This window comes from Nitrospirota bacterium (assembly GCA_040757335.1).
Taxonomy (GTDB): domain Bacteria; phylum Nitrospirota; class Nitrospiria; order 2-01-FULL-66-17; family 2-01-FULL-66-17; genus JBFLXB01.
This window is the reverse complement of sequence record JBFLXB010000038.1, coordinates 1-15,734: the sequence shown is the minus strand read 5'-3', so window position 1 is coordinate 15,734 and position 15,734 is coordinate 1. Positions and strand designations below refer to the sequence as shown.

Here is a 15,734-nt window from a genome sequence, read left to right as displayed (position 1 = left end):
CCGTCGTGGCGAATGGGCGCCTGATCAGGGCCGGTGTGCAGGAGAAGGGGACGACTATGGGGGTTCATGCCTCGGCGATCAAAAAGGACCGGCAGGCGCTCCGTCGGCGGCAACATAACCGCACCATGATGGCGGCGCTCAAGACCGCCGTCAAGAAGGTCCGCATCGCGGTGACGGCCCGAGACGCCGCGGGCGCCAAACAAGCGCTCGCGGAGATGATTCCAGCGCTCTCGCAGGCCGCTTCGAAGAAACTGATCCACCGCAACCGCGCGTCACGGTTGATTTCGCGCCTGACCCGCCACACCAACCGACTCACCGCGGGCTGACAGACCCGGCCACCACGCTCCGGTCACGGCCCGGCCGGGCGGAGGCGGTGAGCCCTCACACAACGCCAACACCAGTCGTTCGATGGCGAGCGCGGGAGACAAGGCGCCGCCTTTGATCACGGAGTCGGTTTCCAAACACCACGTCAGTCCTCCGATCAACTCGGGCAAGGTCCTTCGCCGGGCGCCTTCGGAGACGCGGCTGGCTGCGAATGGCGGCAGGCCGAGCGCTTGCTCCGCCTTCGAGGCACCCACGCCGTCGGCAACCAGCGCGCGATAGCGGAGCATCTTGCGCCACTGGCCGGTCAGGATCGACAACAACAGCAGCGGCGCTTCATCCCGGAGGAGTCGCTCGGCGTAGGCCGCGGCATCGCCGGCGCGGCCCATGGCCACGGCGTGCGCCCAATCGAACACGGAAACGGGTGCGTCTCCTGGGGACAACGCGGCGAGGTCCTCGACCCCGGGGGATTTCGGCGAGTCGCGCTGGTTCAACGCGACCTTCTCAAGGTCATGGTCCAGGGCCCGAAGACTGCCGTCGGACCGGGCGAGCAGGTACGCGGCGCCTTCTTCGCTCAATGAGAGGCCCCGTGACGACGCTTCGCGCTGGAGCCATGTTTTGAGGGCACCCGGCTTCAAGGGATCACACGTGACCGTCGCCGCGCGATCCGCGAGCACCTGCATCCAGCCCTTGCGGCGATCAGGCTTGGTCATTACCAACACCAGACAGGTGGACGGCGACGGGTCGGCGCAGTAAGCGGCCAGCGCGTCGGCGGCACCCAGTCGCTCGGCATCCCGTACCACAATAAACCGCCGTGGCGCCAAGGCCGGGAGCGTCTGCGCCATCGCGACGATTTCGGACGGAGTCACCTCCGCCCCGGAAAACACGTGGGTGTTCATGAGATCGTCGGTCGCGGCTGCGTACCGGCGGAGCGCGGCCAGGGCTTGATCCACCAGCCACGATTCCGCACCGACCACCAGATAGAGCGGCTCGATCCGCCCCGCGGCGAGCCGTTTGGTGAGTTCCTGCGGGGTCACGGAGCGGCCGGCGTCTCGGCCGGTTTTGGTGCGACGGGGGGACCCTTCTTCACGCGGTGCGCGTCCAGACGGGCCACCAAGGCTTCAGCCAGCCCGTCGCCGGCCTCTTCGATCGCGCGATTTTTGTTGGTTCGGGTCTGCAGGCTGTCGCTGGTTTCGGTGTACTCCGCGGTACCGGTCAGCGTGACGCGCAGCGGCGGCGCGTCGGTTTTCGACTCCGTCGTGATGTCCGCGGTAATGGAGATCCGCTGCTCCAGCGGCCGGTTGTCGGCACTGAAGGAGACGGTCGTCACGCCAAAGGCCGTCACGGCCCCGCGTATCACCACCGTGGCTCGCTCGGGGGTGTTCACCAGGCGCCACGACCTGGCGGAGACCAGGCGGGATTTCACGCGGTCGGTGACCCGCGCTTCCACCAACGGCTCGAACGTGCGGTTATCAAACAACGGCACGGCCACGGAGGCTGGTTCTGGTTCGTCATGCAGCGAGGCGCCGGTGTAGCCGCAGCCCCCCGCAAGAATGGAAGCCGCCAGGATGAGGCCGAGGGGCTTAGGGAAGGACAAGGTTGACCAGTCGTCCCGGCACGTAGACGATCTTCGTCGGAGTCCGCGTGCCGACCCACGCGCGGATCTTGGCATCCGACAGCGCGGCCGCGATCACGACCTCTTTAGCGGCCGCTGCCTCCACCACGATCGTCCCGCGCAGTTTCCCGTTGATCTGGATCGGCACGGTGACGTGCGAGTCCGCGAGCCACGCGGGGTCAGCGGTCGGCCACGGCTGTTGGCTGACCGACGGGCGATGTCCCAACTCGGCCCACAGTTGCTCGGCCAGGTGCGGCGCGAACGGGCCCAGGAGGATGGCGAGCGTGTCGAGCGCTTCGAGCATCGCGGTCCGCAGGGCGGATGACCCGCCGGGACGGAATTCCGACAGGGCATTGACGTATTCCATGAGCGCCGCGACCGCGGTGTTGAAGTGGTAGTGGTCCTCGAGGTCTTCGGTAACCCGATGAATCGTTCGGTGGCGCGTCCGCTGCACGCGCGCCGGCGCGTCGTCCGCGTCGTCGAACGCCTGTGCCGCCCCGGGGCTCGTCACCCAACTCGCCACCAGTCGCCAGACACGTCCCAAGAAACGATGCGCGCCCTCGACGCCTTCGTCGCTCCATTCCAGATCTTTTTCCGGCGGAGCCGCGAACAACATGAACAAGCGGGCGGTATCGGCTCCGAAGGTGGCGATGAGCTGGTCGGGGTCCACCACGTTGCCCTTGGATTTGGACATCTTGGCCCCGCCCTTGATCACCATCCCCTGCGTCAGCAGGCCGGTGAACGGCTCGTCGATGCGAATCAGCCCGAGATCGCGGATCACCTTGGTGAAGAAGCGCGCGTAGAGCAGGTGCAGCACCGCGTGTTCGATCCCGCCGACGTATTGATCGACCGGCATCCACCGGCCCGCCGCTTCCGGATCCAGCGGCTGGTCCGGCCGGGGCGAACGTCCGGTGTACCGCAGAAAGTACCACGAGGAGTCCACGAACGTGTCCATGGTATCGGTTTCACGGCGCGCGGGGGATCCACACGTCGGGCACGTGGTCTCGACGAACGCGCGGCTTTCACTCAACGGCGACCCGCCGCGGCCCGTGAACGGCACGTCGTGCGGCAAGGTGACCGGTAATTGGTCCTCAGGCACCGGAACGATCCCGCAGCGCTCGCAATAGACGATGGGAATCGGCGTGCCCCAGTACCGCTGACGGGAGATCCCCCAATCGCGCAGCCGATAATTGACCACGCGGCGACCGAGGCCCCGCTGTTGGATCGCTTCGGCGATGCGCTGCTGGGCTGCGAGGGGATCGAGCCCGGAGAACTCCCCGGAGTCGACCAAGTGCCCCGCTTCATCGACATAGGCGGCTTCGAGTCGATCGGCCCGGAGCGCGCCCGAGGGGTTTTGGATCACGATCCGGATCGGCAGGGCGTGTTGTCGGGCGAACTCGAAATCGCGCTGATCGTGCGCGGGCACGGCCATCACCGCGCCGGTGCCGTACCCCATGAGCACGAAGTTTCCGACCCAGATCGGAATGCGGGCCCCGTTCAAGGGGTTCGTGGCGTACGCGCCGGTAAACACCCCTTCTTTGGCGGTGGCGTCCGCGGTCCGCGCGCGCGGGTCCTGCGTTTTGGCGCGCTCGACGAACGCCCGCACCGTGGAGGCGTGGGGGGTGCCGGTGATCAGCGTTTCCACGAGCGGATGTTCGGGTGCCAGGGTCATGAACGTCACGCCGAACATGGTGTCGGGGCGCGTGGTGAAGATTCGTATGGCCTCCCGGTGTCCCTCTACCGGAAACTCGACTTCCACGCCCGCGCTGCGCCCGATCCAGTTCCGTTGCATGGTGAGCACGCGCTCGGGCCATCCACCGAGGCGATCGCACCACGCCAGCAGCTCCTCCGCGTAGGCGGTAATCTTGAAAAACCACTGCGACAGTTCGCGAGTGGTGACCGGCGTGTCGCAACGCCAGCAACGGCCATCCACCACCTGCTCGTTGGCCAGCACGGTCTCGCACGAGGGGCACCAGTTGACGGCTGAGAACTTCTTGTACGCCAGTCCCCGTTCATACATCTTCAGAAAGAACCACTGGTTCCACCGATAGTAGTCGGGGTCGCAGGTTGCGACTTCGCGTGACCAGTCGTAAGAGATGCCCAGGCGTTTGAGCTGGGTGCGCATGTGCGCGATGTTGTCGTACGTCCATGTGGCCGGATGGACGCCCTGTTTGATCGCGGCGTTCTCCGCGGGCAGGCCGAACGCGTCCCATCCCATGGGGTGCAGGACCGCGCGCCCGCGCATCCGGTGATAACGCGCAATGACATCAGCGATCGTGTAATTGCGCACGTGTCCCATGTGGATGCGCCCCGAGGGGTAGGGGAACATCGCCAGGCAGTAGAACTTCTGCCGCGCGTCGGGGGTGGGCGTGGCGAACAGCCCGGAGGTTTCCCACGCCGACTGCCAAAGGGTTTCGATCGTTTTGGGGTCGTATTTGGGGTCCATCGTTCGATCGTACCGGCGAGGTGTACATAACACAGTCGCGCGCAACGCGGCAAGCGGGAGGCGGGCTGCTTCGCCACCCGTATGGTCGCCGACCGCGCCATCGACATTCCTCGCTTGCGCGCGCGGAGCGGGCTTGCGCGCAAAGAGCACGATGGAGTAGAGTACAAATCCCGACGAGGTCCCCAGTATGCCGCCGGCACACCGACCAGTTGAAATCGCCAAGGTTGGCGAGAGCGTCATCCGGATCCGGTGGGAGGATGGGCACGAAGGCTCGTACAGCACCCGGTATCTACGCGGGATTTGTCAATGCGCGGCGTGTGTGGACGAGTGGACCGGCGAGAAACGCGTCTCCATGGACTCGATCCCGCAGGATATCCGCGCCCTCAAAATCGCCCCGGTCGGCCAATACGGCATTCACATCGACTGGAGCGACGGGCATACCACCGGGATCTATGCGTTCGACTTGCTCCGCAAGATGTGCCCGTGTGCGGCGTGTCTGGCCACGCCCCTTGCGGCGCTGTGATGATCGATACGGACGGTGGCCTCGCGCAGGCCGTCCCAGCCTCCGGCGATCGTGGACGGGGGTCCGAAACCGGGACTGACCAGCCGAGAGGGGACGTTGAATCATGGACGAATGGGATGAGGGCAAGGCACGCCTGACCGACTTGGTCCGCACCGCGGCTCCCGACGTGTCCGTGGTGATACCGGTCAGGCCCACGGGCGGCATGTTCTTGATCGCCTTTGCACGGGGGAGAGCCAAAAAATTCCTCTCCGTGTCCGAGGACGATCTCATCGATCTGGTGGACGACCACGCGGTGGAGACCCAGGTGATGGCCAAGGTTCATGACGCCATCAAGGATCTGTCGGCCGGGGGCTGACGGTGAAAGAACTTCTGCCCGGGGTGTTCGAGTGGTCGTGGTTCTCCACCGAGAAGCAGATCACCTTCAACGGCCATTTCGTGATCGCCCAGGGGGACCGCGTGTTGATCGACCCCCCGCCGCTGACCGAGGCGGACCGAGCGGCCATCAAGGAACAAGGCGGACCGACCGCGGTGGTGCTCACCAATCGCGACCACGTGCGCGAAATTGCGGACTGCCAATTGACCTACGGCGTGCCGGTGTGGGTGCCAGCGGCGGACGCGGCGTGGATCGACGTGCCGTTCGATCGGACGTACGACGATGGCAGCCGTCTGCCCGGAGGGTTGAAGGCCGTCCGCGTCCCCGATTCCAAATCACCCGGCGAGTCCGCGTTGTGGTCGGCGAGCATGCGTGTCTTGATTCTCGGCGACGCCGCGATCGGCAAGCCGCCCGGCGCTCTGGGGATGCTGCCCGACGACAAGTTTGCGGACCCGGTAAAAGCCCGCGAGGGCTTGCGAGTGCTGCTCGATCCGCGGTATGACTACGACGCCGTATTGGTGGGGGACGGCGCGTCGCTTCCCGTTGGGGGCCGCGCCGTGCTCGAGCGCCTGGCGACCACGAGTCGCGCCGCCTGAAGGAGAACCCCGATGTTCAATGTCTTCAACCGATACGACCAGACGCCCGGCGGGGTCAACGTCGCCGGGACCGAACTCAAGCAGCGGCTGGATCGCGGGGACAACATCGTCCTCGTGGATGTCCGCGAGCAGTGGGAGTGGGATATTGCGCGAATCGACGGCGCCAAACTCATCCCGCTGAAGGAGTTGGAGACCCGCAAGTCCGAGCTCAACCCCCAAGATGAGATCGTCATCTATTGTCACATGGGTGTGCGCAGCCTCAAGGCGCTCTTCTACCTCCAGCAGCAGGGCTTCACCAACCTGAAGAATCTATCGGGCGGCATTGAAGCCTGGTCAGCGACGGTGGATCCCAAGGTGCCGCGCTACCGGTAGGAGCCTGCCCATCGACAGTCATTCGCGGCGTTGCCGCCGTGTCCCCGCTCCTCACGGACGAGCCGCGTAACGTCACCCCGTGTCTCGCTTCGTGGCCGTGGCTCGTTTCGCCGATCTTCCGCCGGGCGCCTCTTTGGCCGTGCGGATCAACGACCACTCCATCGCCCTGTTCAACGTCGGGGGCTCGATCTACGCCATCGACAACATCTGCCCCCATGCCGGCGGCCCGCTCGCGCGCGGCGCGCTCGGCGGGCCGGACGCAGCCATCGTAACCTGTCCCCTCCACGGCTGGCGCTTCGACGTGCGCACCGGCCAATCCCCCCATCTACGCGGCGAGCAACTTCGCACGTTTCCCGCGCGGGTGCTGAACGGCGCGATCGAGGTGGCGGTGGCGGATCGCGTTGATTAGGTCGGCGGAACCTCCGGCGACGATGAACATCGGAGTACCAGCGTGATGAGCCTGCCGGAGTCGATCCGCGCCGTCCGGTCGTGGATCGTGTTGGGGCTGATCCTGATCGCCACCGCGGTGACGTATCGCGGAGTGGCCGCCAACGATTTTGTGATGGATGACTTTCACACCGTGAGGGACAATCCCGCGGTGCGATCGTTCGCCCTGGCCGGGAGTTGGTTCGTTTCTCCGCACGCGACCAGCGTCTTCCGCGACCGTAACCTCTATCGCCCCATTATGGTGGCAAGCCACGCTATCGACTATGCGATTTGGGGCGCCAAACCGGGACCCTACCACCTCACCAACCTGCTGATCCACCTGGGCGTGGTGGTTTTCGTCTTCCTCTTAGGCAGACGGGTTGGCGGAGGCGACACCGCCGCGCTCTGCGCCGCCGCGGTGGTGTCGCTGCACCCGATCAACGCCGAAGCCGTCAATTACCTCAGCGCGCGATCGTCCTCCCTGTCCGCTCTGTTTATCCTGGCCGCGATCTGGGCATACGAGCGGGCCATCGAATCTGGCGTGCGCGAGTCTGGCGTGCGATGGTGGTGGGCCGCGGCGCTGACCTTCGGCGCGCTCTCCCTGGGAACCAAGGAGGTCGGGGGGGTGCTCCCGCTCCTGGTCCTGGTCTGGGAGCGCATTCAACGCCCGACGTCGTGGTGGAGCGTGGCGCGTCGAGTGGCGCCCTGGGTGGTACTCGTCGCGGTCTACGGAATCATCCGGACACTCGTCCTCAGTGATGCGGAGAGCGCGATCTCATCGAGGTTCGACCAGCACATCCTGTTTGCCATCAAGATCGGGCTGACTTCGCTGGCCTACTGGTTCTGGCCCAGCGGGCTCGCTCCGGACCAAGGCTGGGCCATTCGCATCGAAATGGACGAAGCGAGGTGGTTGGTGTTGGGCGCCGTGAGCGCCGCGTTGGGCACCGCGCTCATCATGCGGATCAACCGACGAGTCGGCTGGTGTGTGCTGTGGTTTTGGATTTCCCTGCTGCCGGTGGGTGCGCTCGCGTTCATGGTGCGCTTCTTCTTGTACGAAGACCATCGGGTCTATCTATCCGGCATCGGTCTCGCTTGGGGGATGGGCATCGCGTTCGCCGCCATCACGCGCCGGTGGGCGTCGCGGCCGGTTGCCTGCGGTGCATGGATCGTGACCTTGGGGATGCTCGCGGCATTCGCTGTACGGCAAGATCTGAACCGAACCGCGGTGTGGGTGGATTCTCCGACTCTTTGGGAGGACGTTCTGAAAAAGGACCCTGACAACGTCCAGGGTCTGAACGTGCGCGGGCTGAACCTGCTGGGGACGGGGCATCCCCAGGAAGCCCTCCAAGCATTCACCCGCGCGGTGGAACTGGAGCCGAGGCTTCCGAAGACCCACAATAACCTTGGGATGGCGTATGCCCATCTGGGCGAGTGGTCCAAGGCCATTCCGGCATTCGAGCAGGCCACCCGACTCCTGCCGCGTTACGTCGAGGCGCACCTTCATCTCGGCGAAACCTACGAGGCGCTCGGGCGCTGGGACGACGCCTTGGCGGCGTATGAGCGCCTGGCCGGCATCGACCCGGGAGACGTCCGCGCGTGGGGCCGGGCCGGTAACGTGTTGGAGCGCCAAGGCCGGCATCAGGAGGCGGCTGAGCGCTATCGTCGAGCGCTCGAGAACGATCCGACGAACGTGGAGGTGCTGGAGGCGCTCGGGGCGGTGTCGCTGCGCCTGGGACGATGGCAGGACGCGCGTGCGGCCTATGAGGCGTTGTTGGCTCGGCTTCCATCCGACCCCGCCTATGACGCGCTGCGAACGCAAGCCAAGTCCGCCCTCGCCAGACTCGACTCCAACGACAGATAGCGCGGCGCAGGGCGGAGCGGTTGACACGGACGCCTCACGCGGCGGTCACGGGACGTTTCCCGAGCGCCCGGCGGTCGCTGGTTTGACTTGCCGCGAAACCGCGTGCTAGAAAACCGCATGCTCTTGGACGGCAAGGTCTGCCTGGTGACTGGCGGGGGGAGCGGGATCGGCGCGGCCATTGCGCGGGCGTTTGCGCGCGAAGGAGCCGAAGTCGTGATCTGTGGGCGAAGGGCGGCAACGTTGGAGGCCACGCGCGATCAGATTGCGGCAGCCGGCCATCACGTGCTCGCCGTGCCGACCGACCTCACGAGGACCCAGGACACCGCTCGGCTGATCGAACACGTCCGAGAACGATTCGGCTGCCTGGATGTGCTCGTCAACAACGCGGGCATCCTTGGAGCACACGCGCCGATCGCGGACTATCCCGACGACGAGTGGGAGGCGGTGCTCGCGTCGAACCTGACCGCGGTCTTTCACCTCACCAAGGCCGCGCTGCGCTTGATGCGGAGCGGTGGGTCGATCATCACCGTGTCCTCCAGCGTCGGCCGTGTCGGTCGCGCGGGGTGGGGCGTGTATGCGGTCTCCAAGTTCGGCATCGAGGGCCTCTCACAGGTGTTGGCCGATGAATTGCGAGCGCGCGGCATCCGCGTCAACACGGTCAATCCCGGCGGCACACGCACCGCCATGCGCGCGGCGGCGTATCCCGATGAAGACCCCGCGACGCTCCCGTCACCCGACGATGTGACGCCGATCTTCGTGTATCTCGCGTCGGATCGATCCGCCGGCGTCACCGGCGGCGCGTTCAACGCCCGGGAGTGGCGCCCGGCGCCGGATCCGGTCGTTGCGCGGTCTCCCGTGTCGTGACCGGTTCCGCCCACCCCGAACCTTGCGCGTGTCAGCGCGTGGCCGACATCATGGCGCGGCTTCGCGCGCCAGGCGGCTGTCCGTGGGACCGCGAGCAGACGCACCAATCGCTGGTGCCGTATCTCATCGAAGAGACCTACGAAACCGTAGACGCCATCGCCTCCGGCGAGCTCGCAGCGCTCAAAGAGGAACTCGGTGATCTGGCGCTGCAAATCGCGTTTCACGCACAGTTGGCGGCTGAAGTCGGGGCGTTTACCTTTGACGATGTGTTCCGGGCGTGCGGCGACAAGTTGATCCGACGACACCCACACGTGTTCGACGCCGCTGGCCCGCGAGCCCGCACGGCCGGTGAGGTCGTCGGCCAGTGGGATGAGATCAAACAGCGTGAGGGGAAGCCCGCGCGCGGCCCGTCGCTGGCGGACGGGGCGCCCAAGGGCCTGCCCGCGCTCGCCAAGGCCCAGCACGTGCAGACCCGCGCGGCGCGGGTGGGATTCGATTGGGCCAACGCGGAGGACGTGCTGGCCAAGCTGGACGAGGAGATCGCGGAGCTGCGGGAGGCTGTCAGCGGGCGCGACCAGCACCGGATGAGCCAAGAACTGGGTGACCTCCTGTTTACGGCCGTCAACCTGGCGCGCCGGTTCCATCTCGACCCGGAATCCTCCCTGCGCGGCAGCATCGCCCGCTTTGCGTCGCGTTTCGCCCACATGGAACGCGCCGCCGGTCGTCCCCTTGCCGATCTCGAAGCCGAAGAACTCGACCGGCTGTGGGAACGGGCAAAGACGGACGAGACGTCTGCCCCGGGCTCCGACGCGGGGCCCGGCTGACGGCCACGGGACACCGTAGCCCGCGGTGCATACGCCGCGCTTACCTTGCATTCGCGCACCCCATCTCCTATACTCAATTTGCCCCGAAGCTAGGGGTTCGCAAAGCTCCTTGCGGTGCGCTGCATGGAGCTTTACCGTGTTAGAAAGGGATGTTGTCGGTTGTTCGTGGACCCCACGGCACATATCCGCGAGGGGTAGGCTCGTTCAGGCACTTCTCATGCCCACCTTCGTCTGTCGAATCGGCAATGCTGACGGCACAGTGCTGGAAGAGCGGCTGGACGCGGAAGATGAGGCGGACGCCAGAAGCCGCCTCGACCGGCGCGGCGTGGTGGTTTTTGCGGTCAAGCCGGCCGGGTACCTTAAGCCCTGGTCCAGCGGCTGGCCGGCGCTGCAGCGGCGACTCCCTCCCCGCGAATTTCTCGTGTTCAACCAGGAACTGTTGGTGCTGATCAAAGCCGGCCTCCCGATTATGCGCGCACTCGACATCCTGGCCGCCCGGAGCGGCATCGGCGCGTTTCAGGGCGTGCTGACCGACGTGCGCGAGCGAGTCCGCGGCGGGTCCGCACTGGCGGACGCGATGGCGGCCCACCCGCGCCACTTCTCCGAACTCTTCGTGGCGTCGCTGCGGTCCGGCGAACGCAGCGGGAACGTCGTGGAGATGCTCACCCGGTATCAGGCGTTCATGAAACGCATGCTGGCGGTCCGCAAGAAGATCCTCGGCGCGTTGTCGTACCCCGCGTTTCTGCTGGCGGTAGGGGTGGGCGTCATCGTCTTTCTGCTCACGTTCGTGATGCCGACGTTCCTGGACGTCTACCGCGAAGCGCAATCCGAGCTGCCCCTGGCCACCCGGTGGCTCATGGCGGTGGTGGACTTCTCCCGACGGTGGGCCCTGCTCTTGGGCCTGGGGGTGGTCGCGGTCGTGGTCGCGCTTCGCCTGTGGCGTCGAACCGACCGCGGCCGGCGGATCATGGACCGCCTGCTGCTCGGCTCGCCCCTGGTCGGATCAGTGGTTCGGACGCATTACACCATCACCGTGTCCCGGACGCTGGCAACGATTCTCGCGGGCGGCATCCCGTTGGTCTCAGCCCTCCGGATGGTGGCGGACTCGGTACCCAATCGCATGGTGGCGGCGCATCTCGGGCGCGTGATCGACCGCGTCAAGACGGGGACGGGCCTGGCGGCCGCCTTTTCCGTGGACGGGTTCATGCCGCGTATGACGCTGGAGATGATCGAGGTCGGTGAAACCACGGGCGCGCTCGAGGAGATGCTCAACCAGGTGGCGGATTTCCACGAAGACGAACTCGACCGGGCCCTGACGCGGATTACCACGTGGGTCGAACCCGCCCTGTTGTTGACCATGGGTTTTCTGGTGGCGGTGGTGGTCATCACCATGTATCTACCGATCTTTAATCTGGCCGGGACGATCAAGTGAGGACGTTTCTCTCCAAGAAGCGATTGGGCGACATTCTCATCGAGCGCGGCACCGTGGCCGCCGAGGTGGTGGCGGATGCCGCGGTGCGGGCCATGCGCGAGCAGCGCTGGTTGGGTGCGGTTCTGGTGGAGTTGGGGGCCATCGACGAGGAGCAACTCGCCAAGGCCCTGGCCGAGCAATGGCGCCTCACCTACTACTCGCTCGACGGGTTTCACCTTGATCAAGAGTTTTTCAAGACCATCCCGGTGGAACTGATGTACCGGTATCCCTTCGTGCCCTACGAGGACCGCGACGGCGTGCTCACCATCGTGCTGGCCGATCCCACCAACCTGCCGCTCCTGGACGAGCTCGAATTGGTGCTCCGGCGGGAGCTCCGGTTCGGCATCGGCAGCCGCACCGCCGTCCTGGAGGCGCTCAAGCGCAGCGAGGGCTCCTCGCAGGTGCTCAAGCGAATCGAGGTGGACTTTCGTCCGGTGTTGATCAAGGAGGACGATCGCGGCGAAGAGGTCCTCTCGGTCGAAAAGATTTCCAAGGACACGAGTCCGGTGGTGCGCCTGGTGGACACCACGATCCTGAACGCGCTGCAAAAGCGGGCGAGCGATATCCATATCGAAGTCGGCGAGCGCGGGGTGATCATCAAGTACCGGGTCGATGGGGTGTTGTATCCGGCGATGGAGCCGCTGGATCTCAAGTTCCACGCCCCGCTGATCTCGCGGATCAAAGTCATGTCGGAGCTGGATATCGCCGAGAAGCGGACGCCGCAGGACGGACGCTTCAAACTCCGGCTCGACCAAAAGAAAGTCGACTTCCGGGTGTCGATCCTCCCCGGAATCTTCGGCGAAGCCGTGGTGATCCGGATCTTGGACAAGGAGTACATCACGGCGGGCGTCAACCAACTGCGGCTCGATCGGTTGGGGTTCAACCCCGAGGACCTGCGTCGGTTTCGGCGATCGATCGTCGAACCGTACGGCATGGTCCTGGTCACCGGGCCCACCGGGAGCGGCAAAACCACCACGTTGTACGCGGCCATCGAAGAGATCAACAATCAAGACGACAAGATCATCACCATCGAAGATCCCGTCGAATATCAACTGCGCAACGTGGTGCAAATTCCGGTCAATGAAAAGAAGGGGCTCACGTTCGCCAAGGGGCTGCGGTCGATCCTGCGCCACGATCCGGACAAGATCATGGTCGGTGAGATTCGCGACTCGGAGACCGCGCAGATCGCCATCCAGTCGGCGCTCACCGGTCACTTGGTGTTCACCACGGTGCACGCCAACAACGCCTTCGACGTGATCGGCCGGTTCGTGAACATGGGGATCGAGCCTTATAATTTCGTGTCGTCGCTGAACTGCATCCTTGCCCAGCGGCTGGTGCGCGCGATCTGCGCCCACTGCCGCGAGACCGTGTCGGTCACGCAGGAGGCGTGTGAGGCGTCGGGGCTGAGTTACGAGCAGTACCGCGACACGGAGTTCTACCAGGGACGCGGGTGCCCGGAGTGCCACGGCACCGGGTTCAAAGGGCGGCGGGCGATCACGGAATTCCTCGACCTGTCGGATTCGATCCGGGAAATGATCCTCGACCGCCGGCCGTCGTCCGAAATTCGGAAAGCGGCGATCAAAGAGGGGCTGACCTCCCTGCGCCAGGCCGGGCTGGAGAAAGTGTTGCGGGGCGAGACCACGCTGCGCGAGATCAACCGAGTCACGTTCATCGAGTGAAGGCCGACTCGATGCCTTGGCGACACGGGATCCGAACCGGGTTGGAGATCGCGCCGGACGCCCTTACATTGGTCCGGGTGCGGGAGCGCGGGCGCCGACGGGAGGTCATCGAGCACCGGAGCGAGCCCCTTGCGGAGGGGGTTCTGGTGGTTTCTCCGGTTGAACCCAACGTGGCGGACGACGCGTCGTTCGAACGGGCGCTGCGATCGTTGACCGGTGATCGGACGGGTGGCCCGGTGTCGGTCTCGCTGCCGGACCCGGTGGCGCGGGTGGCGCTGTTCGACGTCGCGGCGGTGCCCACCCGGCGCGACGAATTCGATCGATTGGTGCGGTGGCACGTCGAAAAAACGTTCGCCGTGGAGCTGGGCGCGGCGCGCCTGACGTCCCAGCGGTTTCGCCGGCCGGACGGAGAAGCGGGTTCGCGCATCCTCGGGGCTGCGGTCAGCGAGACGGTGCTGAGCCGATACGAGGGCGCGCTGGCGCGGGTCGGGTTCGAGGCCCGGGTGATCGACCTGGGGGTGTTTCACCGCTTCAATCTGTTTCGCGGCCGGATCGCGCACTCGGCAAGCCCGGACCAGCACTTCATCGTGCTGACCATCACCGCCGCGGCGCTGACCGTGATGATCTATGAAAGCGGGACCCCCGCGTATCTGCGGATCAAAGGGACCCGCAAGGCGCTGACCGGAGCCGACGCCGGGGAACGCATCCTGGACGAAGTGGAGCTGTCCCTCAACGCGTACGGCAAGGAAAAAGATCTGTCGCGCATCACCCACATGTTCCTGTCCACCGTGGACTGCGGCGAGGAGCTGCCCGGCGCGTTGGAGGCACGGTTTCACCTCACGGTCAAGTTGCTGGGTCCGGAGGATACCGCGGTTGCGGGGCTGAACGGGCTGACCGCGACGCAGTGTGCCCGCGCCGCCGGCGCGATCGGCGCAGCGGCGGGGCGCTGAGCCGCGATGGCGCTGTCGATGGTTCGAGACCCGGAACCGTTCCGCACGGACTTCGCGTCCCCCGATTACGCGCGCGCGCGCCTGGTCGGTGCGGGGCTGTACGCCGCGTCGCTCCTGGGGGTGGTGTTGGCCGCGGCGATGTGGTGGTGGGCGTCCGAGAACCGTCGCGAGGTCACGGCGCTCCAGGAGAACGTGGGCCGCGTCCAGCAGCAGGCGTCCCGGCTGCGGGACGAACTCCGCGGTGTCGGGTTCTCGCCAGACGACTCCGCCGCGGTCGACGCCCTGGCCAAGCAAGTCGCCGCGTTGAACCAAGTCCTGGAAGCCAAGGCGTTTTCGTGGACGGGGTTGCTGAACGACCTTGAGGCCGCGGTGCCGCGTAAGGTGTCGGTGAGCAGCCTTCGCCTCGATCTCAAGACCAGGACGCTGACACTCGACGGCGTGGCCCTCGCGCTGCAGGACGTCACGGCACTCATGACCTCGCTCCAGGAGAGCGGCCGGTTCACGGACGTCTTCCTTCAACAACAAAGAAATACCGAGGACAACCGCACCGAGTTCACGATTCAATGCACGTATCGAGGACGGGCGTGACCAGAACGATCACCATCCGCCGGCTGGGCGTACCGCTGGCGTTGGCCGTGATCGCATTGGCGGCCGACGCGATCATCTATGCGGCGGTGCTGGCTCCCAGCCGAGCCGTCGTGGATGAAACCGACACGACGTGGCGGAGCGAGCGCGACAGGATCGCGCGGTTCAAGACCTACCAACAAGCACACGAACAGGTCAGCAAGCTGACCGAACGCGCAACGGCTCGGGAGGATCTTCCAGAAGTGGTGACGACCCTGGCCTCGCTGGCCAAGCGGCGCGGGCTGAAAATTCCAGAAGTCAATTACCAACCTGAGCGCGTTGATTTGAAGGACTTCCAGAAGGTGTCACTGACCTTCGCGCTGTCGGGCCCCTACGCCAATGTCCGCCGATTCCTCGACGACCTCGAACGGAGCAGCCCGTTTCTTGCCGTGGAAAGCCTGGCTCTGGAGCGTGCGAAGAAGAAGGAGGAAGGCGAGCTCGAGGTCCGGGTCAAGGTCGCGGCGTATTTGAGGACCGCGTAAGCAAGGAAGCGCGTAGGCAGGGAAGATGGATAACAAGGCCAAGTTGTTCTTCGGGTTGATCGCGCTGTGGGCGGCGCTCATCGCGTACCGGGTGGCGACCCATGAGCCCCCGCGCACCGCTCCGCTGAAGTACACGAAGGGCGCGACCGCTTCTCCCACCGGGGCGCGCGGCCAAGACCCCCAACTTCACGTCAAGGTCGAATTGTTGGATGCGCCTCGCGACACCGTGGACGCGCCGCGAAATATCTTTGCGCCGGTTGTGGTGTACGTGCCTCCTCCGCCGCCCCCGCCGCCTCCTCCTCCGCCG

Annotated in this window: 18 protein-coding genes; 15 read left to right on the top strand and 3 right to left on the bottom strand. The window is 65.8% G+C overall.

What is annotated here, in order from left to right:
• Positions 1-5 precede the first annotated feature (5 nt).
• Entirely contained in the window at positions 6-326 is a 321-nt protein-coding gene (rpsT, locus tag AB1451_15315) for a 30S ribosomal protein S20 (GenBank protein ID MEW6684265.1), read from the top strand.
• On the opposite strand, the gene holA is transcribed toward rpsT, so the two are convergent.
• From holA to leuS, 3 genes are all read right to left on the bottom strand, one after another.
• Complete coding sequence (gene holA, locus AB1451_15310; GenBank protein MEW6684264.1) at positions 273-1,358, bottom strand: DNA polymerase III subunit delta; 1,086 nt, start codon at positions 1,356-1,358, stop codon at positions 273-275. The genes rpsT and holA overlap by 54 nt on opposite strands.
• Positions 1,355-1,813: an LPS assembly lipoprotein LptE gene (lptE, locus tag AB1451_15305; GenBank protein ID MEW6684263.1), complete on the bottom strand. Its 459-nt coding sequence runs from the start codon at positions 1,811-1,813 to the stop codon at positions 1,355-1,357. The genes holA and lptE overlap by 4 nt, the downstream gene beginning before the upstream one ends.
• Positions 1,814-1,904: 91 nt before the next feature.
• Positions 1,905-4,382, bottom strand: a complete 2,478-nt coding sequence (gene leuS, locus AB1451_15300; protein ID MEW6684262.1) for a leucine--tRNA ligase — start codon at positions 4,380-4,382, stop codon at positions 1,905-1,907.
• 187 nt (positions 4,383-4,569) lie between these two features.
• On the opposite strand from leuS, the gene AB1451_15295 reads away from it, so the two are divergent.
• The 14 genes from AB1451_15295 to AB1451_15230 form a co-directional block, all read left to right on the top strand.
• Positions 4,570-4,905: a DUF971 domain-containing protein gene (locus tag AB1451_15295; GenBank protein ID MEW6684261.1), complete on the top strand. Its 336-nt coding sequence runs from the start codon at positions 4,570-4,572 to the stop codon at positions 4,903-4,905.
• A gap of 103 nt (positions 4,906-5,008) precedes the next feature.
• On the top strand, positions 5,009-5,260 hold the full coding sequence (locus tag AB1451_15290; GenBank protein ID MEW6684260.1) for a hypothetical protein: 252 nt from the start codon (positions 5,009-5,011) through the stop codon (positions 5,258-5,260).
• 2 nt (positions 5,261-5,262) lie between these two features.
• A complete protein-coding gene (locus AB1451_15285; GenBank protein ID MEW6684259.1) occupies positions 5,263-5,874 on the top strand; it encodes a hypothetical protein in 612 nt (203 codons plus the stop codon).
• A 12-nt stretch (positions 5,875-5,886) separates the two neighbouring features.
• Complete coding sequence (locus tag AB1451_15280) at positions 5,887-6,246, top strand: rhodanese-like domain-containing protein (protein MEW6684258.1); 360 nt, start codon at positions 5,887-5,889, stop codon at positions 6,244-6,246.
• 79 nt (positions 6,247-6,325) lie between these two features.
• Positions 6,326-6,655 (top strand): nitrite reductase small subunit NirD, encoded by a 330-nt coding sequence (gene nirD, locus AB1451_15275; GenBank protein ID MEW6684257.1) that lies wholly within the window; start codon positions 6,326-6,328, stop codon positions 6,653-6,655.
• Between the two features lie 45 nt (positions 6,656-6,700).
• Complete coding sequence (locus tag AB1451_15270; GenBank protein MEW6684256.1) at positions 6,701-8,533, top strand: tetratricopeptide repeat protein; 1,833 nt, start codon at positions 6,701-6,703, stop codon at positions 8,531-8,533.
• A 117-nt stretch (positions 8,534-8,650) separates the two neighbouring features.
• Entirely contained in the window at positions 8,651-9,397 is a 747-nt protein-coding gene (locus AB1451_15265) for an SDR family NAD(P)-dependent oxidoreductase (protein MEW6684255.1), read from the top strand.
• Positions 9,394-10,221, top strand: a complete 828-nt coding sequence (gene mazG, locus AB1451_15260; protein ID MEW6684254.1) for a nucleoside triphosphate pyrophosphohydrolase — start codon at positions 9,394-9,396, stop codon at positions 10,219-10,221. Before AB1451_15265 ends, mazG begins: the two co-directional genes overlap by 4 nt.
• 217 nt (positions 10,222-10,438) lie before the next feature.
• The gene (locus AB1451_15255; protein MEW6684253.1) at positions 10,439-11,653 is read left to right on the top strand and encodes a type II secretion system F family protein; all 1,215 of its coding nucleotides are present in this window, start codon (positions 10,439-10,441) and stop codon (positions 11,651-11,653) included.
• A 92-nt stretch (positions 11,654-11,745) separates the two neighbouring features.
• Positions 11,746-13,371, top strand: a complete 1,626-nt coding sequence (locus AB1451_15250; GenBank protein ID MEW6684252.1) for a GspE/PulE family protein — start codon at positions 11,746-11,748, stop codon at positions 13,369-13,371.
• 11 nt (positions 13,372-13,382) lie between these two features.
• Complete coding sequence (locus AB1451_15245) at positions 13,383-14,321, top strand: hypothetical protein (GenBank protein ID MEW6684251.1); 939 nt, start codon at positions 13,383-13,385, stop codon at positions 14,319-14,321.
• A gap of 6 nt (positions 14,322-14,327) precedes the next feature.
• The gene (locus AB1451_15240; protein MEW6684250.1) at positions 14,328-14,909 is read left to right on the top strand and encodes a PilN domain-containing protein; all 582 of its coding nucleotides are present in this window, start codon (positions 14,328-14,330) and stop codon (positions 14,907-14,909) included.
• Positions 14,906-15,427, top strand: coding sequence for a type 4a pilus biogenesis protein PilO (gene pilO / locus AB1451_15235; protein ID MEW6684249.1), 522 nt, complete (start codon positions 14,906-14,908; stop codon positions 15,425-15,427). The genes AB1451_15240 and pilO overlap by 4 nt, the downstream gene beginning before the upstream one ends.
• Before the next feature lie 25 nt (positions 15,428-15,452).
• A partial coding sequence (locus AB1451_15230; protein MEW6684248.1) for a hypothetical protein occupies positions 15,453-15,734 on the top strand: 282 nt, incomplete at its 3' end.